The organism is Bordetella genomosp. 9, from assembly GCF_002261425.1.
Classification (GTDB): Bacteria; Pseudomonadota; Gammaproteobacteria; order Burkholderiales; family Burkholderiaceae_B; genus Bordetella_C.
Genome location: NZ_NEVJ01000003.1, coordinates 2,478,462 through 2,496,629, shown reverse-complemented (window position 1 = coordinate 2,496,629; position 18,168 = coordinate 2,478,462). Strand labels below are relative to the sequence as shown.

The following is an 18,168-nucleotide window of genomic DNA, read 5'->3' as shown; positions in this document are numbered from 1 at the left end:
CCGAAGCGTGCGCGCTGATTATTCGCGCACGATCATGACCGGTTCATGGCAGCACGCGCGTATGCTCGGAATGCCGTTGCAGTGTACCAATATTCGCAGGCCCACGGACGATGGGCCGGACTGCCACGCCGCGGTCGCATGACCTGGATCAAATCAAGGCAAGGGGAATTGAAATGGAAACCTGTAGCAGACGGATCGTGGGCGCGGCACTCCTCGCAGCCAGCCTTTGGGCGGTGCCCTGGGGAGCGGCGCGCGCCGAGCGCTTTCCGGAAAGACCGGTCATGGTGGTGAACCCGTTTCCCGCTGGCGGATCCCTGGACAACCTCCTGCGCCTGCTCGCGCAGAAGGTGACGGAATCCATGGGCCAGCCCATGCTGGTGGAAAACCGGCCGGGCGCATCCAGCATCATCGGCAGCGGCTTCGTCGCACGGGCCAAGCCCGACGGTTACACCTTGCTGGCGCAGTCGACCAACTTCACCATCGCGCCGGCGGTCGGCGTCGAGTTGCCCTACGACACCGAGAAGAGTTTCGAACCGGTGACGCTGCTTGCGGCGGTGCCCCAGGTCCTGGCGGTGCCGGCCGCCTCGGCCGCGCGCAGCGTGAAAGACCTGGTGGAGCAGGCCAAGGGCCATCCCGGGTCGGTGACCTACGGCACCCTCGGGCCGGGCACCGGGGGCCATATGACCGGCGAGGCTTTCCAGCGGTCGGCCGGCATCACCTTGAGCCAGATACCTTTCAGGGGCTCCTCGCAAACCCTGCAGGCCCTGGCGGGAGGACACATCGGGATGGCCTTCGGCAACCTGCCGGAAATCCTGGAATACGAAAAGGGCGGACTGGTGCGGCCCCTGGCGATCGCGGCGGACAAGCGCTCCGCGTTGGCGCCTACCCTGCCGACCATGGCGGAAGCGGGCTACCCGGGGGTGATCTCCGAACCGTGGTACGGGATCCTGGCGCCCGCTGGCACGCCGGCCGCCATCGTCGATCGGCTCCAGGTCGAGTTCGCCAAGGCCTTGCGCCAGCCGGACGTCGCGCAACGCCTGCGCGAGCTGGGCATCCGGACGGTCGCCAGCACGCCGCAGGAATTCAGGCAGTACATCTCCGGGGAGATCCGGCAATACGGGAAGTTGGCCAAAGAGGCCAACATCAGTTTGAAATGACCCAGGGCCGCCGCGCTCGCGGCCGGCCCGCCAGGAGCAGGACATGAAGGGAAGTTGCCTTTGCGGCACCGTGGTTTTCGAGGTGATGGCGGGATATCACCCGTCGGGGCGCCGCGCCAGCGCGCGGGCCGTGAACGGCTACGCGTCCGACTTGGCCGAGCGCGTCGCGGCGCAGCGGGACTGGTTCCGCGTGCTCACGGGGGCCGCCTCCTTGAAGATGGGCCCGACGGCGGCCGGCGGCGACCGGCTGATGTGCGAGCAGTGCGAAACGATATTGCTCTAGTCCTCTGCTTTATTCCCATGATGGTGCTCAATATGAAAACCAGGCGAGAGTTCCTGCTTGGCGGCCTGTCCCTGGCCGCCGCGGGCGTGGCCGGGCCGGCCGCGGCGGCCGGCTACCCGGAAAGGACCGTGCGGATCGTCGTGCCCTATCCGCCGGGAGGCGCGACCGACAGCCTGGGCCGGCTGGTCGCCCAGGGGCTGGCCGAGAAGTTGGGGCAGCCTTTCGTGGTGGAGAACCGGGCGGGCGCCGCGGGGGTGATCGGCGCGGGCCAGGTGAGCCGTTCCGCGGCGGACGGCTATACCCTGCTGATGGCGGCGACGGGGGCGATCGTGCCCGCGCCGGGCCAGGACCCGGCCCGCTATCGCGTCATCGATCATTATTCGCCGGTATCGCTGATCGCGGCGCCCCCCTACATCCTCGTGGTCAATCCCAAGGTGCCGGCGGCCACGGTCGCCCAACTGGTCGAGTCGGCGAAACGCGATGGCGCGAATCTCAGCTATGCATCGTCCGGGGTCGGCACGGCGTCGCATCTGGCCGGGCTGCAGTTCGAAAAAATGGCGGGGGTGCAGCTCTTGCACATTCCCTACAAGGGCATGGGGCAGGCGGTGACGGACGTGATGTCCGGACAGGTGGCGATGATGTTCGCGCCGGCGCCGGCGGTGCTGGCCCATATCGCCGCGGGCAACCTGCGGGCGCTGGGCGTGACCAGCCGCGAGCGTTCGCCGCTGTTTCCCATGTATCCGACGCTGGCGGAAGCCGGGGTGGCGGGATACGAGTCCGTGGGCTGGTTCGGCATGCTGGCGCCGCCGGCAACGCCTGCCGCGGTGGTGGCGACGCTGCACCAGTCCGTCGCGGAACTGCTGCGGTCGCCGACGGCGACGGAGCAGTTGAAAGCGATGGGCGCGACGCCGGCGCGCTCCACGCCGGCGGAGTTCACCGCTTTTCTCGATCAGGATACGAAGCAGCTGACGGAGCTGCTCAAGGATGTGAAGCAGTAGCGGCAAGCGGGCGGCCCGGGCGCGGAGGCCCGCGCCGGCCACCCGTTGTCATCTGGACGTGCGGGTGGTTTTGTTGCCGCGTGCCGCCGGTTTTTTCACTGCTTTCTTCAGGGCCTTCGTCGGTGCCTTCTTCGCGGCCTTCGACGCTGTCTTCTTCACGGCCTTCGTCGGTGCCTGCTTCACGGCCTTTGACGCTGTCTTCTTCACCGCTTTCTTTACGGCCTTCGCGGCTGTTTTCTTCGCCGCCTTCTTCGCTGCCTCGACGGGCGCCCCGGCCGGCGCTTTCTTCGTTGCCGACGCGGTCCTCAGCGCAGGGCGGGCGGGCGCCTTGACTGGCTCGTCCGCTTCCGGCGCCGTATCGGCGCGCCGGCGCCGCATCGTGTAGCGGGCATTGCCCACCCCGGTGCCCACGGTCAGCACGCCCCAGCGCCGGACGTCATCCACATAAGGCAGCTGGGACAGCCCCTGCACCACGGCGTCGTTGTGCAGCATCACCTGCGTCTGCTGGCCGTCTATCTTCGGCAGCCGCTTGCACAGCGCGCGTGGCAGGTGAAAATCGCGGTGCGCCCAATCCCCCGGCAGGTTCTGCGTGCCGCGGCTGATGGATCCGTCCTGGCGTATCCGGCCCGGACATGCGACGCCCACCCATGGCGCCAGCTTGATCCTGTGCTTGCGGGCGTATTCGATCAGCTCGGTCAGCATATCGGCGATGCCCTGCACGACGTGCTCCTTGCGGGTCGTGTTCTCGTCGCGGGCATGGCTCCATTTTTCGGAAATCACAACCTTGGCCTTGAGCGGATCCCTGTCCTTGGGCAAGCGCACGATGCCGCAACGGATGTTGGTCCCGCCGATGTCGACGGCCAGCATCGCGCGGTACCGTTCCGACAGATCCGGCGGCATGAGATGCAGCCAGCCGATCAGGCCGCCTTCGTCCGCGTGATGGTGCAGCAGGCGCAGCTGGACGTGGACGTCGTCGCGGAACAGCCGCTTGGCGACCGCGTCCACCGCCAGCTTGCCGATGTCGCTCTGCTTGAGGCCGCCGCCGATGACGATGCGCTCGACGCCTTTCCATGACTTGTGCGCCAGGAAGCGCTTGACCACGCGGGCCAGCTGCTCCGCATAGTCTTCCAGCGCGCCATGGATAGCCGCCGCGGCCGCGCCTTCGCGCTGCATCATCACATCCAGCTTTTTCTTGGGGATCTCTTCCGTGGGCTTGTCGCCCAGCGGGTCCTTGCCGTGCAGCGCTTCGAACAGCCTGCGCCAGGCTTCCAGGATGGCCTGGAACGCAGGCCGGCTGGCGTTGTCGCCGACAAAGCCATTGTCGTCCCGCAGCGACAGGCTGTAGTTGTCGATGGTGAAGTCGGGAAACTCCAGGCCGCCATGCAGCAGGTGGCTGTCTGAATCGGGCATGCTCGCTCCAGTAAGCAGGGGGTGGGCCGGTTCAAGGCAACAGGTTCGGGGGAACACATCCTAACCTGATTCCTCGGGGCGGCCGTCCCTGTGAGACGCGACTGTGACAGGCGCTGTGACAGGCGAAAGGGGCCGCCCCTTAGCACGCGGCATGCCACGGTGCATGCCGCACCGCCTGGCCCGCTGGATGACAGACCCGGGGGTCAGGCCTGGAACGCGGTCTCCGCCTGCTCCAGCGGGCTGGTCAGGGACAAGGCCTGGCGTTCGTAAAGGCGCCGGTAGACGCCGTCGGGCCGGCCGACCAACTGGTCGTGCGTGCCTTCCTCGATGACGCGGCCCTTTTCCATGACGATCAGCCGGTCCAGCGCGCGCACCGTGGACAGCCGGTGCGCCACCACCAGGGTCGTGCGGCCGACCATCAGGCGCTCCATCGCCTGCTGGATCAACATTTCGCTTTCGCTGTCCAGGCTGGAGGTCGCTTCGTCCAGGATCAGGATGGGCGCGTCCGCCAGGAAGGCGCGGGCGATGGCCACGCGTTGCCGTTCGCCGCCGGACAGCTTGATGCCGCGCTCGCCCACCAGTGTTTCGTAGCCGCGCGGCAGCGTGGCGATGAAGTCGTGCGCGTTGGCCAGCCGCGCGGCGGCCTCGATTTCCGCCCGTGACGCGCCGGGCCGGGCATAGGCGATGTTCTCCGCCAGGCTGCGGTGGAACAGGATGGGCTCCTGCTGCACGATCGCGATCTGCGCGCGCAGCGTCGCCTGCTGCACCGTCGCGATATCCTGTCCGTCGATCAGGATGGCGCCCGCGTTGACGTCGTGCATGCGCTGGATCAGTTTGACGAAGGTCGTCTTGCCGGAGCCGGAGTGGCCGACCAGCCCGACGCGCTCGCCGGGCGCGATGCGTATGGAGAAATCCTGGTACAGCGGCGTGACGTGCCCGCCGTACTGGAAGGTCACGTGGTCGAAGCGGATTTCGCCGGCGGTGATGATGATGGGTACCGCGCCCGGGCGATCGGCGATGCCCAGCGGCTGGCGCTCCAGCCCCACCAGTTCTTCCATATCGTTGACGGACCGCTGCAGGTTGCGCACGTTGTTGCCCAGCTCGCGCATATAGCCCTGCAGGATGAAGAACATCGTCAGGACGAAGGCGATGTCGCCGGCGCTGGCCCGCTGGCCGGCCCACAGCAGCAGGCCCGTGCCGACGATGGCGACGCGCATCACCACCAGCATGGCGCCCTGGGCCGTGCCGTTCACCGTGCCGCGCAGCCAGCCCCGCAAGGTGCGCGCGCGCCACTTGCCGATGATGCGTTGGAGGCGCGCCTCTTCGCGGCGTTCGGCGCCGAAGGCCTTGACCACCGCGTTGCAGGTGATCGCGTCGGCCAGCGCGCCGCCCAGCCGCGTGTCCCAGGCATTGCCCAGCCGCGCGGCCGGCGCCACGTAGCCCAGCGACAGCAGGACGACGGCGACCATGTACACCACGGCGCTGGCGCCGACGATGACGCCCATGACGGGCCAGTGCAGGCCCAGCAGCACGGCGGCGCCGGACAGCATGACCAGGGTCGGCAGCAGCGCCAGCAGCAGCGTGTCGTTCAACAGGTCCAGCGCCCAGATCCCGCGCGTGATCTTGCGCACCGTGGACCCGGCGAAGGTGTTGGCGTGCCAGTCGCTGGAAAAGCGCTGCACGCGCTGGAAGGCGTCGGCGCACACGCGGCTCATCATCCTGACGGTCATGGCCGAGATCGTGGCGAAGGCGAACTGGCGCAGCAGCAGGCTGAATACCCCCAGGCCGACCAGGACGGCGAAGGCCACCAAGGCGGCATGCCAGGCCGCCGGTTCGGCGGCCGCGCCGCCCGCGACCGCATCGATCAAGCGGCCGGCGTACATCGGCGTGACGACGTCGGCGACCGCCGAAATCAGCATGAGCACGGCGACGGTCGCCACCTGCAGGGGCTGGCGGCGCCAATGGCGAAAGGTGAAGCCGAGGGCGTCCTTGAAGACGCTTCCTCGAAGGTCGAAGCGGGTACGGGTCATGAGGCGTGCAGGGAAGGGCGGGCGTTCGATGCCGCGTGGCGGGCGGGGAGCGCGTCTACGCATTATCGCCGACCGCCCTTTGGTGCGCATGACGATTATTTCCTATTGTTGCCCTTCATTTGCATATAAATCGAGATAGTTGTTACCCCGACCATTACGTTCCTTAAGAATTGTTTAGTACGCCCGTCAATCCGGTTGCACACCGCTTCAAGCGGCCTAACACCTTCCGCAGTCGTGCCGCTCATGCAGGTTCGTTCCTTTGAGGTTCGTCCTTCTGATCGGAAGCCTGCGGACCAGCCTGGATGTGACGATGCCCCAGTCCCTGCGCGTATCCCAAGCAAGCGCAACCCCCCTTCCTACGTTTCACCGCGACAAGCTGGGCTATGCCGTCGCGGCCGCCCTGATGGCGCTGGCCTCGCAGGCCGCGTGGTCGGCGGGGATCAATGGCCAGCAGGCGACTTTTGGCAGCCCTACGGGCGGCCTGCACGGCGTGGCAGATACGTCGGGAGAGGCGTCGGGGTATGACGGCGGCAACGGCGGCAATGCCGGCGGCTTCGGCCAGAACGGGGCTGCGGCCTCCACGCCCGCGACGAGCACCAGCTCCCCCGGCGGCGGCTACAGCACGTCCCTGTTCGCGGGCGGCGGCGGCGCGGGTGGGCGTGGCGGCGCGGACGGTGCCGGCGGCGGCGGCGGTGGCGGCGCGACCGCCATCAAGCGCACTGTCACGAGCTTCTCGGTGGGCAGCGGCACGACCTATGCAGGTGGCAACGGCGGCGATGGCGGCGCCGGCTCCATCGATTCGGGCGTCGCCTATAGCACGGGCGGCGGCGGCGGCGCTGGCGGCAACGGCGTCGTCATGATGGGCACGAGCGTCGTGCTCAATGTCGCCGGCACGATCAAAGGCGGTGACGGCGGCAATGCCGGCGCTGGCCTGGTCAACAACGGCTCCGGCGTTTTCAACGGCGCGGGCGGCGGTCAGGGCGGCTACGGCCTGGTGTTCGCCAACGGCGATGCCAGCGTGACGGTCACGTCGACCGGCATGATCCAGGGCGGCACCGGCGGCGACGGAGCACGGAATGCCAACAACGACGCCGAAGCGTCGGGCGCCAAGGGGTCCGTGGGCATCTTGTTCAATGGATTGGGCAGCACGCTCATCAATGCCGGGACGATCGTCGGCGGCGGCGGTGGCGCCGGTGGCGTTAACGCCACGAATACCAATTACCGCCGAGGCGACGGCGCCGAGGCCGTTTCCGGCTCCAACATCAGCATCGTGAACACCGGCACCATCGTCGGCGGCCTGGCGGGCGACGGCGTCACGCGGGCGAACGCGATCAGCCTTTACGGCACGGATAGCCGCCTCGAGCTGCGCAGCGGCAGCACCATCGTTGGCAACGTGATGGCGAGCAGCGGCGGCACGCTGGCGCTGGGCGGCGCGACCAACCAGAGCTTCGACGTGTCCAGTGTGGGCCCGACCGGCCAGTACATCGGCTTCGACAACTTCGAGAAAACCGGCACGTCGACGGCGACCCTGACCGGCACCACCGCCGCCCTCACCCCCTGGACCCTGACCTCCGGCAAGCTGGCGGTGACGTCCGATGCCGCGCTGGGTGACAGCGCCGGCGACCTGACCTTCAAGGGCGGCACGCTGCAGATCAGCGGCACCACCTTCGACTCGCAGCGCGCGGTGCACCTGTCCGGCGCGGACGGGGTCATCGAGGTGGTGGGCCAGCTGGACAAGGCCAGCTTCAAGGGCGACATCGATGGCAACGGCGGCCTGACAGTGAACGGTTCGGGCCAGGTGACCCTGGAAGGCAACAACACCTATACGGGCACCACGACCGTCGGCGGCGATGCCGCGCTCGTTTTCGGCAACGGCGGCACCTCCGGCAGCCTGCCGGGCGACCTGGTCATCGGCGCCAACGCCGTGGCCGGCTTCAATCGTTCCGACGACGTCGTCTACAACGGCCATATCACGGGCGCGGGCAATTTCGTGCAGGGCGGCACGGGCAAGCTGACGCTGACCGCCGACAGCAGCGCCTACACGGGCATCGTGCTGGTCGGCGCGGGCGAGATGGAAGTCAACGGCAAGCTCAACGGCGCCAGGGTAGCCGTATTCGGCGGCACGCTGTCGGGTACCGGCGAGGTCGGCCTCACGCAGGTGGGGTCCGGCGCCACGCTGTCGCCCGGCAACGCGACTGCGCCGACCGGCACGCTGACCGTCAACGGCCTGCTGCTCATGACGGCGGGCTCCACGCTGCGCATCACCGCGGCGCCGGACGGCAGCCACAGCAAGGTCGTGGTCAACGGCGCGGCCCAACTGGGTGGCTCGGTCATGCAGGTGGGCACCGCGGGCACGTATGCCGCGTCGACCACCTACAACATCGTCGAAGCCTCGGGCGGCATCACCGGCACCTTCAGCGCGGTCAACAGCAACTACGCCTTCCTGGCGCCGGCGCTGACCTACGGCGCCAACAAGGTCGATCTGGTGGTCAACCTGAAGGAAGTGCCGGTCGATCCGGGCTCGGGCAACGGCAGCCCCAGCACCCCGGTGGATCCGGGTACGCCGGTGGACCCCGGCACGCCGGTGACGCCCGGCAATCCTGATACCGGTTCGGGCAACAACGGCGGCGGTACGCCGACCCGCCCGATCCAGTTCGCCGACCTGGCCAACACGCCCAACCAGCGATCGGTAGCCAATGCGCTGCAATCGCTGCCGACCAACAGTGCCCTGTATTCGCGTGTGTTGAACCTGCCGAACGGCGCGCCCGCCGGTGTGTTCGAGAGCCTGAGCGGCGAGGCCCATGCCAGCGTGGCCAACACGCTGAACGGGGTGACCAGCAACGTCGTCAGCCTGCCCATGGCGCATCTGCGCGCCAACATGGCGGCCGGCCTGCGCGCCGGCCCGCCGACCGCGCAGCTGGGCCGGGGCGATGCCTCGGCGCTGCCGCAGTCGGATGCCCAGCCCGTGTGGGCGCAGGTCTTCGGCAACTGGCGCACGCTGTCTGGCGGCGACGATAGCGCCAAGGTCCGTCAATCCGACGGCGGCGTGTTCGTCGGCGGCGACCAGGCCGTGGGCGGCGGCTGGCGCCTGGGTGGCGCGGTGGGCTACACCGGCAGCCACAGCAGCCTGAAGGGGCTGTCTTCGCGTGCGGACGTGGATAGCTACAGCGGCGTGATCTATGGCGGCAAGGCCTTCGACGCCGGTTCCGCCAAGATCAACCTGACGGTGGGCGCCGCCTACACCTGGCACGATATCGATACCGAGCGCAGCGTGAACGCGGCCGGTGTCGGCCAGGACCTGACGGCTTCCTACAGCGCGAGCACCACGCAGTTCTTCACCGAACTGGGCTACGCGATGCCCTTGAATACGCGTGTGACGCTGGAGCCCTTCGTGGGCGCTGATTACAGCGACCAGCGTACGCGTGGCTTCGGCGAATCGGGTGGCGATGCCGCGCTGATGGGCAAGAGCAGCCATGACCAGGTGGGCAGCACCACCCTGGGCCTGCGCGCGCAGTACGCCTTCGAAAGCAACAATGCGCAGGGCCGCCTGCATGGGTCCGTGGGCTGGCGCCATTCGTATGGCGATCTGGATCCCAAGACCACCATGGCCTTCGACGGCAGCCAGTCCTTCAGCGTGGTCGGCTCGCCGATCGCCCGCGACGCGGCGGTCGTGACCCTGGGCGTGGATATGGCGGTTACCCGCCGCACCACCGTCGGCCTGACGTACGGCGGCCAGTTCGGCGACGGCAATCGCCAGAACAGCGGCACGCTGGACGTCCGCTACCGGTTCTGAAAGGAAGAGCCCACCCCCGAAGCGCTAACGCGCTTCCCCCTCAAGGGGGCGACACCTGCGGACCGGCGGAGCCGGATCCGCGGTGTCCCCGATCGCGAGAGGGTGGCAGCCGTTAAGGGCGGCGGCGGTCGCGCCGGCGCAGCACAGCGAGTTGGACGGCGGCCATCAGTGCGAGCTGGGCCGCCACGACGAAGAAAGGCGTTTCGTAGCTGCCCGTCAGCGTGACGAGCAGCGAAAACACCGATGGGCCGGCGAAGTAGCCCAGGAAGGAAACCAGCACCGACGCGGACGTTGCCTCGACGATCTTGTCCTGCGGGGACAGGCGCGCGATTTCGGCCAGGTAGATGCCGTTCCAGCTGGCGGCGAAGAAGCCCGCCGCGCCGGCGACCAGCCCGGCCAGCCATAGCGATGGCGACGCGGGCAGCAATGCATACGCGGCCACCAGCGCCGCCGCGATGAAGGCCTGGATCGTCAGGTTGTACGCCGGTCGGCCCGTGCGGTCGGCCAGCCAGCCCAGGAAAATGCGGGCGAACACCCCGGCGAACTGCATGCAGGCGTAGGCGATGCCGGCCGTGGCCAGCGGCATGCCGCGCGCGGTGACCAGGTAGGTGACCGAGAACGAGAACAGCGACCCCTGCACCACGGCGAAGGAAAACGCCAGCGCCGACACCGCGAATAGCGAAGGGGCGGCGCGCAGCACGCGATAGGGCGTGACGAAGGCGCGCGGATGGATGAGCGCCTTCAGGTGAATGGCGCGGCCCGGGTCGCGTTCGCTGTCCAGCGCGGCGCGCGCCGGCGCGATCACGCAGGCCGCCGCGATGCCGACCGCCATGGAAATCAGCATGGCGCCCTCCCAGCCCCAGGCCGCTGCCGCTGGCGCCAGGATCAGCCCGGCGCACGCGGCGCCCGCCGGCGCGCCTGCCTGTTTGATCGAGAAAATCAGCGTGCGGTGCTGGGGTGGCGCGGTCGCCGCCAGGATGCGGCTGCCGGCCGGCGGCGACGGGCCGTATCCTATTCCCATCAGGATGGCGCCCAGGATCAGCAGGGGCCAATAGCCCGTGGCCGCCAGCGCCAGGCCGAACACCGCCATCAGGGCGCCGGCCTGCAGGGTGCGGACCGGTCCCAGCCGGGCCAGCAGCGGCGTGCCGAACAGCAGGAACAGGACGGTGCCCAGCGAATTCAGGGAAGACAGGTTGCCGACACGCTCCGGCGACAGGCCGGCGCCGGCCGTCAGCAAGGGCGCGATCACGGGCAGGCTCATGTCCAGGAAGGACGCGACGGTCTGCATGCCCAGGGTGGTACCCAGGGCGAGTACCCATAGCGGCACGGCGCGGGCGGCCGCAGGGGCATGCAGCGGCTCGCCGGCGCGGGATGCCGCTTCATCGGCGGCCGCGTCGTTCGCTTCCGTCCCGGGGGGCGCCGCTACGGGCCCGGGGTCGGAATCCTGGGAGGACGAAGACTGCGGCGTGTCTTTCATGGCGAGGTGACGTCCGGAGGCGGAGGCGGGTCAGGGCGGCGCGTCGCGCCGCGCGACATCGTACCGCGCCGCCACGCACCGGCGTGCCGTCCGGAACCTGAAAAAAATCTCACTTTGAACCCTAAAAAAGCTGCGCCATGCGCCGCCGCTCGCCCCAATAATCCGCATACGCCCCGGCATCGCGCACATCGGCGGGTGGCGACGGCTGCGCTCGACGCACATCACAAAAACCACAGGAGACAACCATGCCCAACCCCATTGCCGCGCCGCGCAGGCGACTGCTGGCCGCGTGCTGTACGCTGGCCCTGGCCATCGGCGCCGCCGTCCTGGCGCCGTCCGTCCTGGCCGCCTATCCCGACCGCCCCTTGAAGCTGGTCATCCCCTATCCGCCAGGCGGCGCCACCGACGTCGTGGGGCGCGTGATCGCGATGAAGCTGGCGGACGAGCTCAAGCAGCAGGTCGTCGTCGAAAATCGCGGCGGCGCCGGCGGCAACCTGGGCGCCGACGCGGTGGCGCGGGCCGAGCCCGACGGCTACACGCTGCTGATGGGCGCCATCACCTCGCATTCCATCATGGCGACCCTGGAGAAGAAAACCATCTCCTACGACCTGACGCGCGACCTGACGCCGGTCGCCACCATCGCCGCCGTGCCGCTGGTATTCGTGGTGAACCCCAAGCTGCCCATCCACAACCTGAAGGAACTCATCGCCTACGCCAAGGCCAATCCGGGCAAGCTGACCTATGCGTCTTCCGGCGCGGGCGCGCCGCAACGCATGGCGGCCGAACTCTTCAAGCGGCAGACCGGCGTCGACATGCTGCACGTGCCTTATCGCGGCAGTGGTCCCGCCATGACGGACCTGGTCGGCGGGCAGGTCCTGACCATGGTGGAAACCGTGCCGGCCGCGCTGCCTTTCATCAAGAGCGGCCAGCTGCGCGCGCTTGCGGTTACGATGCCGGAACGCATTTCCATGTTGCCGGATACGCCGACGGCGGCCGAGGAAGGCCTGCCGAATTTCAATGTCGCGTCGATGTTTGGCGTGCTGGTGCCCGCCAAGACGCCCAAGCCCGTCGTCGACCGCTTGAATGCCGCGCTGGCCAAAATACTGGTCATGCCCGATACCAAGGAAAAGCTGCTGCAGCAGGGCGCCTATGCGGTGGCGCCGGCGTCGGCCGACGACGCCCGCAAGCGCCTGCAGGCCGAAGTGGACCAGTGGGCGCAGGTGATCCAGGACGCCAGGATCACGGTGGATTGACGTTTCAACACGCGAAGGATGTACATGTCATCGAAGTCTTCTTCCCCATCCGAGAACTCTGCCATGCCGTCGGGCCGCCCCGAGCGCGAATCCTCCCGTGGGGAGGAGGCCGCGCAGCAACAGGAAGGCCCGCCAACCGGCATGCGCAAGGGCCTGACCAGCTACGGCGACGCGGGGTTCTCCCTGTTCCTGCGCAAGGCCTTCATCAAGGGCGCGGGCCTGACGGATGACGCGCTGTCGCGGCCCATCGTCGGCATCGCCAATACCGGCAGCGGCTTCAACCCCTGCCACGGCAACATGCCGCAGCTGGTCGAAGCCGTGAAGCGCGGCGTCATGCTCGCCGGCGGCCTGCCGGTGGAGTTTCCCACCATCTCGGTCCACGAAAGCTTCGCTTCGCCGACCAGCATGTTCCTGCGCAACCTGATGTCGATGGACACGGAAGAAATGATCCGCGCCCAGCCCATGGATGCCGTGGTGCTGATCGGCGGCTGCGACAAGACCGTGCCCGCGCAGCTGATGGCCGCCGCCAGCGGCAAGGTGCCTGCCATCCAGCTGGTCACCGGGTCGATGCTCACCGGCTCCCATCGCGGCGAACGCGTGGGCGCCTGCACCGATTGCCGCCGCTTCTGGGGCAAGTACCGGGCGGAAGAAATCGACGACGCCGAGATCGCCGACGTCAACAACCAGCTGGTGGCAAGCGTGGGCACCTGTTCGGTGATGGGCACGGCCAGCACCATGGCCTGCATCGCCGAAGCCCTGGGCATCGCGGTGCCCGGCAGCGCGTCGCCGCCCGCCGTCACCGCCGACCGCATCCGCGTCGCCGAGCGCACCGGCGCCGAAGCCGTGGCGCTGATCGGCCGCCAACTGACGCCCGACCGCATTCTGACCGCCAAGTCCTTCGAGAACGCCTTGCGCGTGCTGCTGGCCATCGGCGGATCCACCAATGGCATCGTGCACCTGACCGCCGTCGCCGGCCGCCTGGGCATACGCCTGGACATGGAGGCCTTCGATCGCATCGGCAAGGAAACGCCGGTGCTGGTGGACCTGAAACCGTCGGGCCAGCACTACATGGAAGACTTCCACAAGGCGGGCGGCGTGCGCACGCTGCTGCGCGAACTGCGGCCCCTGCTGCACCTGGACGCGCTGACGGTGACGGGCCGCACCCTGGGCCAGGAGCTGGACGATGCGCCGGCGCCGTTTCCGCAGGACGTCATCCGGCCATTCGACCAGCCCATTTTTGCCCAGGGCGGCATCGCGGTGCTGCGCGGCAACCTGGCGCCCGGCGGCGCCATCATCAAGCAATCCGCCGCCACCGCCGCGCTGATGGAGCACGAAGGCCGCGCGGTGGTCTTCGAGGACCTGGAAGACCTGGCGACGCGCGTCGACGACGACGCGCTCGACATCCACGCGGACGACATCATGGTGTTGAAGCACATCGGCCCCGTGGGCGCGCCCGGCATGCCGGAGGCCGGCTACATGCCCATCCCGCGCAAGCTGGCGCGCGCCGGCGTGAAGGACATGGTGCGCATCTCGGATGGCCGCATGAGCGGAACCGCGTCGGGCTCCATCGTGCTGCACGTCACGCCGGAATCGGCCATCGGCGGGCCGCTGGCGCTGGTGCGCACCGGCGACCGCATCCGCCTCAGCGTCAGGCAGCGCGAGCTCACGCTGCTGGTGGACGACGCGGAGCTGGCGCGCCGCAAGGCGCAATGGCAGCCTCGTCCGCCGCGGGAAGGCGACGACCGCGGCTATCGCAAGCTGTTCCTGACGACGGTCACGCAGGCCGACCAGGGCTGCGATTTCGATTTCCTGCGCGGCACCCGGGACAACGGCAGTACGCCGGTCGGCAAGCCTTAGCTTCGCGCGGTCAATCGCCGCGCGCGCCCGCTTTCCCGGCGTCGCCGGCGAAGATCGCGCGCGCGACATCCAGCAGGGTTTCCGCCAGCGCCGTGCGCGCGCCTTGCGCCTGCCACACCAGGCCGACGCGGCGCACCGGCGCGCGACCCGGCAGGGCAATACGCGTCAAGGCATAGCGCGCCGACCACAGCGACGACCAGTCGGGCAGCAGGGCGACGCCCAGCCCCTGGTCCACCAGCGCCGCCACCCCCAGCAGGCTGTCCATCTCCAGCCGCTGGTGCGGCACGATGCGATGATCGCGCAGGTAGCGGTCCGCCAGCTGGCCGCCCAGCACCGACCGGTCGTAGCGGATGAAGGGCTGGGTGCGCAGCAGATCGTGCGGATCGCGCCCCTTCATGGCGGCGGGCGCGACCACCACCAGCGGTTCTTCCATGATCGATTGCCAGCGCACCGACTTGCCGATGGCGAACTGCGGCTCGACCACGATCGCGGCGTCCAGCTCGCCGGCCGCCACGCGGTGGCACAGGTCCACCGACGCGCCCGGCATGACGAACACCGACAGGCTGGGATAACGGGCGTACACGCGCTTGAGCACCGGCGGCAGTACGCTGGTCATGGCGGAAACGAAAACGCCCAGCCGCAGCTCGCCATAAGAAGCGTCGTCTTCGGCCAGCGCGGCCAGGTCGCGGGCATCGCGCAGCAGGGCGCGGGCGCGTTCCAGGATGCGCATGCCGGGCTCGGTGGGACGCACGGAACGCCCGGCACGCTTGATCAGCGACAGGCCCAGCGTTTCTTCCAGGGCCTTGATGCGCGCGGCCACGGCGGTGGGCGTCAGGTCCAGGCGGCGCGCCGCCTGCGCGAACGAGCCGCTTTCCACCACGGTGACGAAGCTCTGCAAATAGCGCGTGTCCATATTCCAGTCCACGCCCGGCCGGGGCCGGGCAAAGCGCCCAGGCGCGGTATGCCCATCCAGAAAATTATTGCGGTGTGATAGTAACGGAAGGGTGTTTCTTCTTGTTCCCGATCGGGCGACACTGCTACCTTGCCGTTGTGGCGCCCGCGTACGAGGCGCCCGGTCCCCCAGGAGGAGTCCGCCATGTCCCATCCCCATGATCATCGTCTGCGCGGCGTGCTGTCGCCGGTGCTGACACCGTTCGAGCTGGACCGCAAGCCCAGTGCGGAAGGCCTGGTGCGGCACTGCCGCACCCTGGTCGAGCAGGGCGTCGGGCTGGCCGTCTTCGGCACCAACTCGGAAGCCGCGTCCATGTCCGTCGCGGAAAAGCGGACCCTGCTGGATGCGTTGCTGTCGGCGGGCCTGCCGCCCGAGCGCATGATGCCGGGGACCGGCGCCTGCGCGATTCCGGACGCGGTCGAGCTGACACGCCATGCGGTGCAAGCCGGCTGCGCGGGCGTGCTGGTGCTGCCGCCTTTCTACTATAAGGGTGTCAGCGACGAAGGCCTGTTCCGCGCCTACGCCAACCTGATCGAGGGCGTCGGCGACGAGCGGCTGCGGGTCTACCTGTATCACATCCCGCCGGTCAGCGGCGTGCCGATCACCCTGGGCCTGATCGAGCGCCTGCTCAAGGCGTATCCCAAGCAGATCGCGGGCGCCAAGGACAGCTCCGGCGACTGGGAGAACACGGCCGCGATGGTGCGCGAGTTCGCCGCCGACGGCTTCGATGTGTTCCCCGGCAGCGAGGTCTTCCTGCTGCCGGGCCTGCGGGCCGGCGCGGTAGGCTGCATCACCGCCACCGCCAACGTGAACGCCGCCGAGATCATGCATCTCTACCGCGAATGGCAGACGCCGCAGGCGGATGCCTGGCACGAGCGCATCCGCAAGATCCGCGGCATCTTCCAGGCCTTCCCGATGATTTCGGCGATGAAGGAAGCCGTTGCCTGGCAGTCGGGCGATGACGCATGGCGCATCGTGCGGCCGCCGCTGGTCGAGCTGTCGGACGAGCAGTCGCTGGAATTGCGGCGGCAGCTCGCGGACGCGGACTACCGGTTGCCGATGGCGGATGCCTTGTGGTATTCGGAATAGGTCCAGGCGGCGATCTCCGACTTCGTCGCCCACCATACGCCCTGGTGTTCGCGCGCATAGGAAAGGCAGCGGCGTAGCGTCGGTATCAGCGTGGGGCGGCCGGCCATGTGGGCGTGCAGGGTGATCTCCGTCCACTTGGGCCGTCCGCCCTGGCCTTCGCGGTACAACTCGTCGAAGGTGTCCTTGAATCCGTCCCAGATGATGGAAGGCGGATTGCGGCCCAGGACCCACATCCACAAGTCGTTGTGCGGCAGGTTGGTGCGCGGCATGATGACGATCGGGCCGTGCGCCGTTTCGCGGACGAATGGCAGGTCGTCGCTGGCATCGTCCGCGTTCCACAGATAGCCTTCCTGCTTCAGGAAATCCAGCGTGTTGGCGGAGCCGGCGCTTCCCGGACTGGTCCAGCCCAGCGGCGGTCGGCCGGCGGTTTCCGTCAACACGCGCGTGCAGCGGCGGATTTCTTCCAGCTCGGCGGCGGGGTTGTCGTCCCGCATCAGCACGTCGTTGGCCCATGCATGGCCCGCGACTTCATGGCCTGCGTCGACGAGGGCGCGGATCACGTGGGGATGCCGTTCCGCCGCGAGTCCATTGGTCGACACATTGCTCTTGATGCCGAATTCGTCCAGCAGGTCCATCAGCCGCCAGATGCCCGCCTTGGCGCCGTACTCGGCATAGCTCAGCGAAAAATGATCCGTCTTGTTGGCGGTTTTTTCCAGCGTGATCTGGCTGTGGTTCACGAAGGATTCGAAGGCCAGCGTGACTGAAACGGCGATATGTTCGCCGTGCGGCCAGCGCCAGTCGCGTGGATAGCGGGGACCGGATCTGTTCATGGGCGGTGTGGTCATGGATGTGTTCCTGTGAGGACGGGGCGGGCGCGCGGCCGGCTTCACTCGGGCTGGATGCCGGCCTGGCGCACAAGGTCCGCGTACAAGGCCATGCGCCGGGCGACCTGCTCGTCCAGCGCCGATGGCGGTCCGCCGGCGATGTCCAGCGCCAGCGTGGCGAAGCGCGTGCGGATGTCCGGCTCTGTCAAGACCGCGTTGAAGGCCTCGTTCAAGCGGGCGATCACCGCGGGGGGCGTGCCGGCCGGCGCGTAGATGGCCGCCTGGATGCCGCCGTCGAAGTCATAGCCGGCATGGCCGGATTCGGCGATCGTGGGCAGATCGGGCAGTTGCGGGATGCGTTTGGCGCTGGTCACGGCGATGCCGCGCAGCTTGCCGGCCTGTATCAATTCGGCGGCTTGCGGCGGGCCGAGGAATGCGGCCTGGATTTCGCCCGAATACAGGCCGGCGATGATGGCCCCCGCGCCTTTATAGGGGACGTGCAGCATGCGTGAACCGGTGGCGCGGTTGAAGTATTCGCCGGCCAGGTGCAGCAGGTTGCCGTTGCCGGCCGAGCCGTAGGCGACGGACGTGCCGGGTTTGCGGCTGAGTTCCACCAGCTCCTGCACCGTCCTGGCCGGAACCTGCGGTCCGGTCACCAGCACCAGGCCGGGCGAGTTTCCGACGTAGATCACCGATGCGAAGTCGCGCACGGTGTCGTAGGGCAGCTTCTTGTACAGGCTGGGATTGATGGTGTGCGACGTCGGCGCCAGCAGCAGCGTGTAGCCGTCGGGCGTTGCCGTCGCCACCGCGCCGGTGCCGATGATGCCGTTCGCGCCGGCGCGGTTTTCCACCACGATGGTCTGCCCCAGACGTTGCCCGGCATGCTGCGCCAGCACGCGGGCCACCATATCCGTGGGCCCGCCGGGGCTGAAAGGCATGATCAGGCGGATCGGCCGGTCCGGAAACTCCGCGGCGGCGCCGGCCGCCGCCATGCATGACACGATCAGGGCAATGCAGACTCCAAGTACGCGCTTCATGTGTATTC

The 18,168-nt window shown here is 68.5% G+C and carries 13 protein-coding genes; 7 read left to right on the top strand and 6 right to left on the bottom strand.

The window, feature by feature from the left end; all coding sequences use genetic code 11:
• Positions 1 to 197 precede the first annotated feature (197 nt).
• The 3 genes from CAL26_RS22350 to CAL26_RS22340 are packed head-to-tail and all read left to right on the top strand — an operon-like array spanning position 198 to position 2,438.
• On the top strand, positions 198 to 1,157 hold the full coding sequence (locus CAL26_RS22350; RefSeq protein WP_179283440.1) for a Bug family tripartite tricarboxylate transporter substrate binding protein: 960 nt from the start codon (positions 198 to 200) through the stop codon (positions 1,155 to 1,157).
• A 43-nt stretch (positions 1,158 to 1,200) separates the two neighbouring features.
• Positions 1,201 to 1,440 (top strand): hypothetical protein, encoded by a 240-nt coding sequence (locus CAL26_RS22345; RefSeq protein ID WP_086066814.1) that lies wholly within the window; start codon positions 1,201 to 1,203, stop codon positions 1,438 to 1,440.
• 32 nt (positions 1,441 to 1,472) lie between these two features.
• Positions 1,473 to 2,438, top strand: a complete 966-nt coding sequence (locus tag CAL26_RS22340) for a Bug family tripartite tricarboxylate transporter substrate binding protein (protein ID WP_179283439.1) — start codon at positions 1,473 to 1,475, stop codon at positions 2,436 to 2,438.
• Between the two features lie 48 nt (positions 2,439 to 2,486).
• Here the strand turns inward: CAL26_RS22340 and CAL26_RS22335 are convergent, their stop codons facing one another.
• Both CAL26_RS22335 and CAL26_RS22330 read right to left on the bottom strand, forming a co-directional pair.
• Complete coding sequence (locus tag CAL26_RS22335; protein WP_094848898.1) at positions 2,487 to 3,848, bottom strand: ROK family protein; 1,362 nt, start codon at positions 3,846 to 3,848, stop codon at positions 2,487 to 2,489.
• A 203-nt stretch (positions 3,849 to 4,051) separates the two neighbouring features.
• Positions 4,052 to 5,878, bottom strand: a complete 1,827-nt coding sequence (locus CAL26_RS22330; RefSeq protein ID WP_094848897.1) for an ABC transporter ATP-binding protein — start codon at positions 5,876 to 5,878, stop codon at positions 4,052 to 4,054.
• Positions 5,879 to 6,188: 310 nt separating this feature from the next.
• On the opposite strand from CAL26_RS22330, the gene CAL26_RS22325 reads away from it, so the two are divergent.
• On the top strand, positions 6,189 to 9,671 hold the full coding sequence (locus CAL26_RS22325; protein WP_094848896.1) for an autotransporter family protein: 3,483 nt from the start codon (positions 6,189 to 6,191) through the stop codon (positions 9,669 to 9,671).
• Positions 9,672 to 9,783: 112 nt separating this feature from the next.
• Here CAL26_RS22325 and CAL26_RS22320 read toward each other — a convergent pair whose 3' ends face one another.
• The gene (locus CAL26_RS22320; protein WP_094848895.1) at positions 9,784 to 11,148 is read right to left on the bottom strand and encodes an MFS transporter; all 1,365 of its coding nucleotides are present in this window, start codon (positions 11,146 to 11,148) and stop codon (positions 9,784 to 9,786) included.
• Positions 11,149 to 11,393: 245 nt separating this feature from the next.
• On the opposite strand from CAL26_RS22320, the gene CAL26_RS22315 reads away from it, so the two are divergent.
• Positions 11,394 to 12,401 (top strand): Bug family tripartite tricarboxylate transporter substrate binding protein, encoded by a 1,008-nt coding sequence (locus CAL26_RS22315; RefSeq protein ID WP_094848894.1) that lies wholly within the window; start codon positions 11,394 to 11,396, stop codon positions 12,399 to 12,401.
• A 141-nt stretch (positions 12,402 to 12,542) separates the two neighbouring features.
• Positions 12,543 to 14,258, top strand: coding sequence for an IlvD/Edd family dehydratase (locus CAL26_RS22310; RefSeq protein ID WP_256988670.1), 1,716 nt, complete (start codon positions 12,543 to 12,545; stop codon positions 14,256 to 14,258).
• Between the two features lie 10 nt (positions 14,259 to 14,268).
• Here CAL26_RS22310 and CAL26_RS22305 read toward each other — a convergent pair whose 3' ends face one another.
• A complete protein-coding gene (locus CAL26_RS22305; protein WP_094848892.1) occupies positions 14,269 to 15,171 on the bottom strand; it encodes a LysR family transcriptional regulator in 903 nt (300 codons plus the stop codon).
• A gap of 183 nt (positions 15,172 to 15,354) precedes the next feature.
• Here CAL26_RS22305 and CAL26_RS22300 point away from each other — a divergent pair, with 183 nt between their 5' ends.
• Positions 15,355 to 16,299, top strand: coding sequence for a dihydrodipicolinate synthase family protein (locus CAL26_RS22300; RefSeq protein ID WP_094848891.1), 945 nt, complete (start codon positions 15,355 to 15,357; stop codon positions 16,297 to 16,299).
• Here the strand turns inward: CAL26_RS22300 and CAL26_RS22295 are convergent.
• Together CAL26_RS22295 and CAL26_RS22290 are read right to left on the bottom strand one after the other, a co-directional pair.
• The gene (locus CAL26_RS22295; protein ID WP_094848890.1) at positions 16,257 to 17,144 is read right to left on the bottom strand and encodes a polysaccharide deacetylase family protein; all 888 of its coding nucleotides are present in this window, start codon (positions 17,142 to 17,144) and stop codon (positions 16,257 to 16,259) included. The two genes, CAL26_RS22300 and CAL26_RS22295, sit on opposite strands and share 43 nt — an antisense overlap.
• 41 nt (positions 17,145 to 17,185) lie before the next feature.
• The gene (locus CAL26_RS22290; RefSeq protein ID WP_094848889.1) at positions 17,186 to 18,160 is read right to left on the bottom strand and encodes a Bug family tripartite tricarboxylate transporter substrate binding protein; all 975 of its coding nucleotides are present in this window, start codon (positions 18,158 to 18,160) and stop codon (positions 17,186 to 17,188) included.
• Between the last annotated feature and the right edge of the window lie 8 nt (positions 18,161 to 18,168).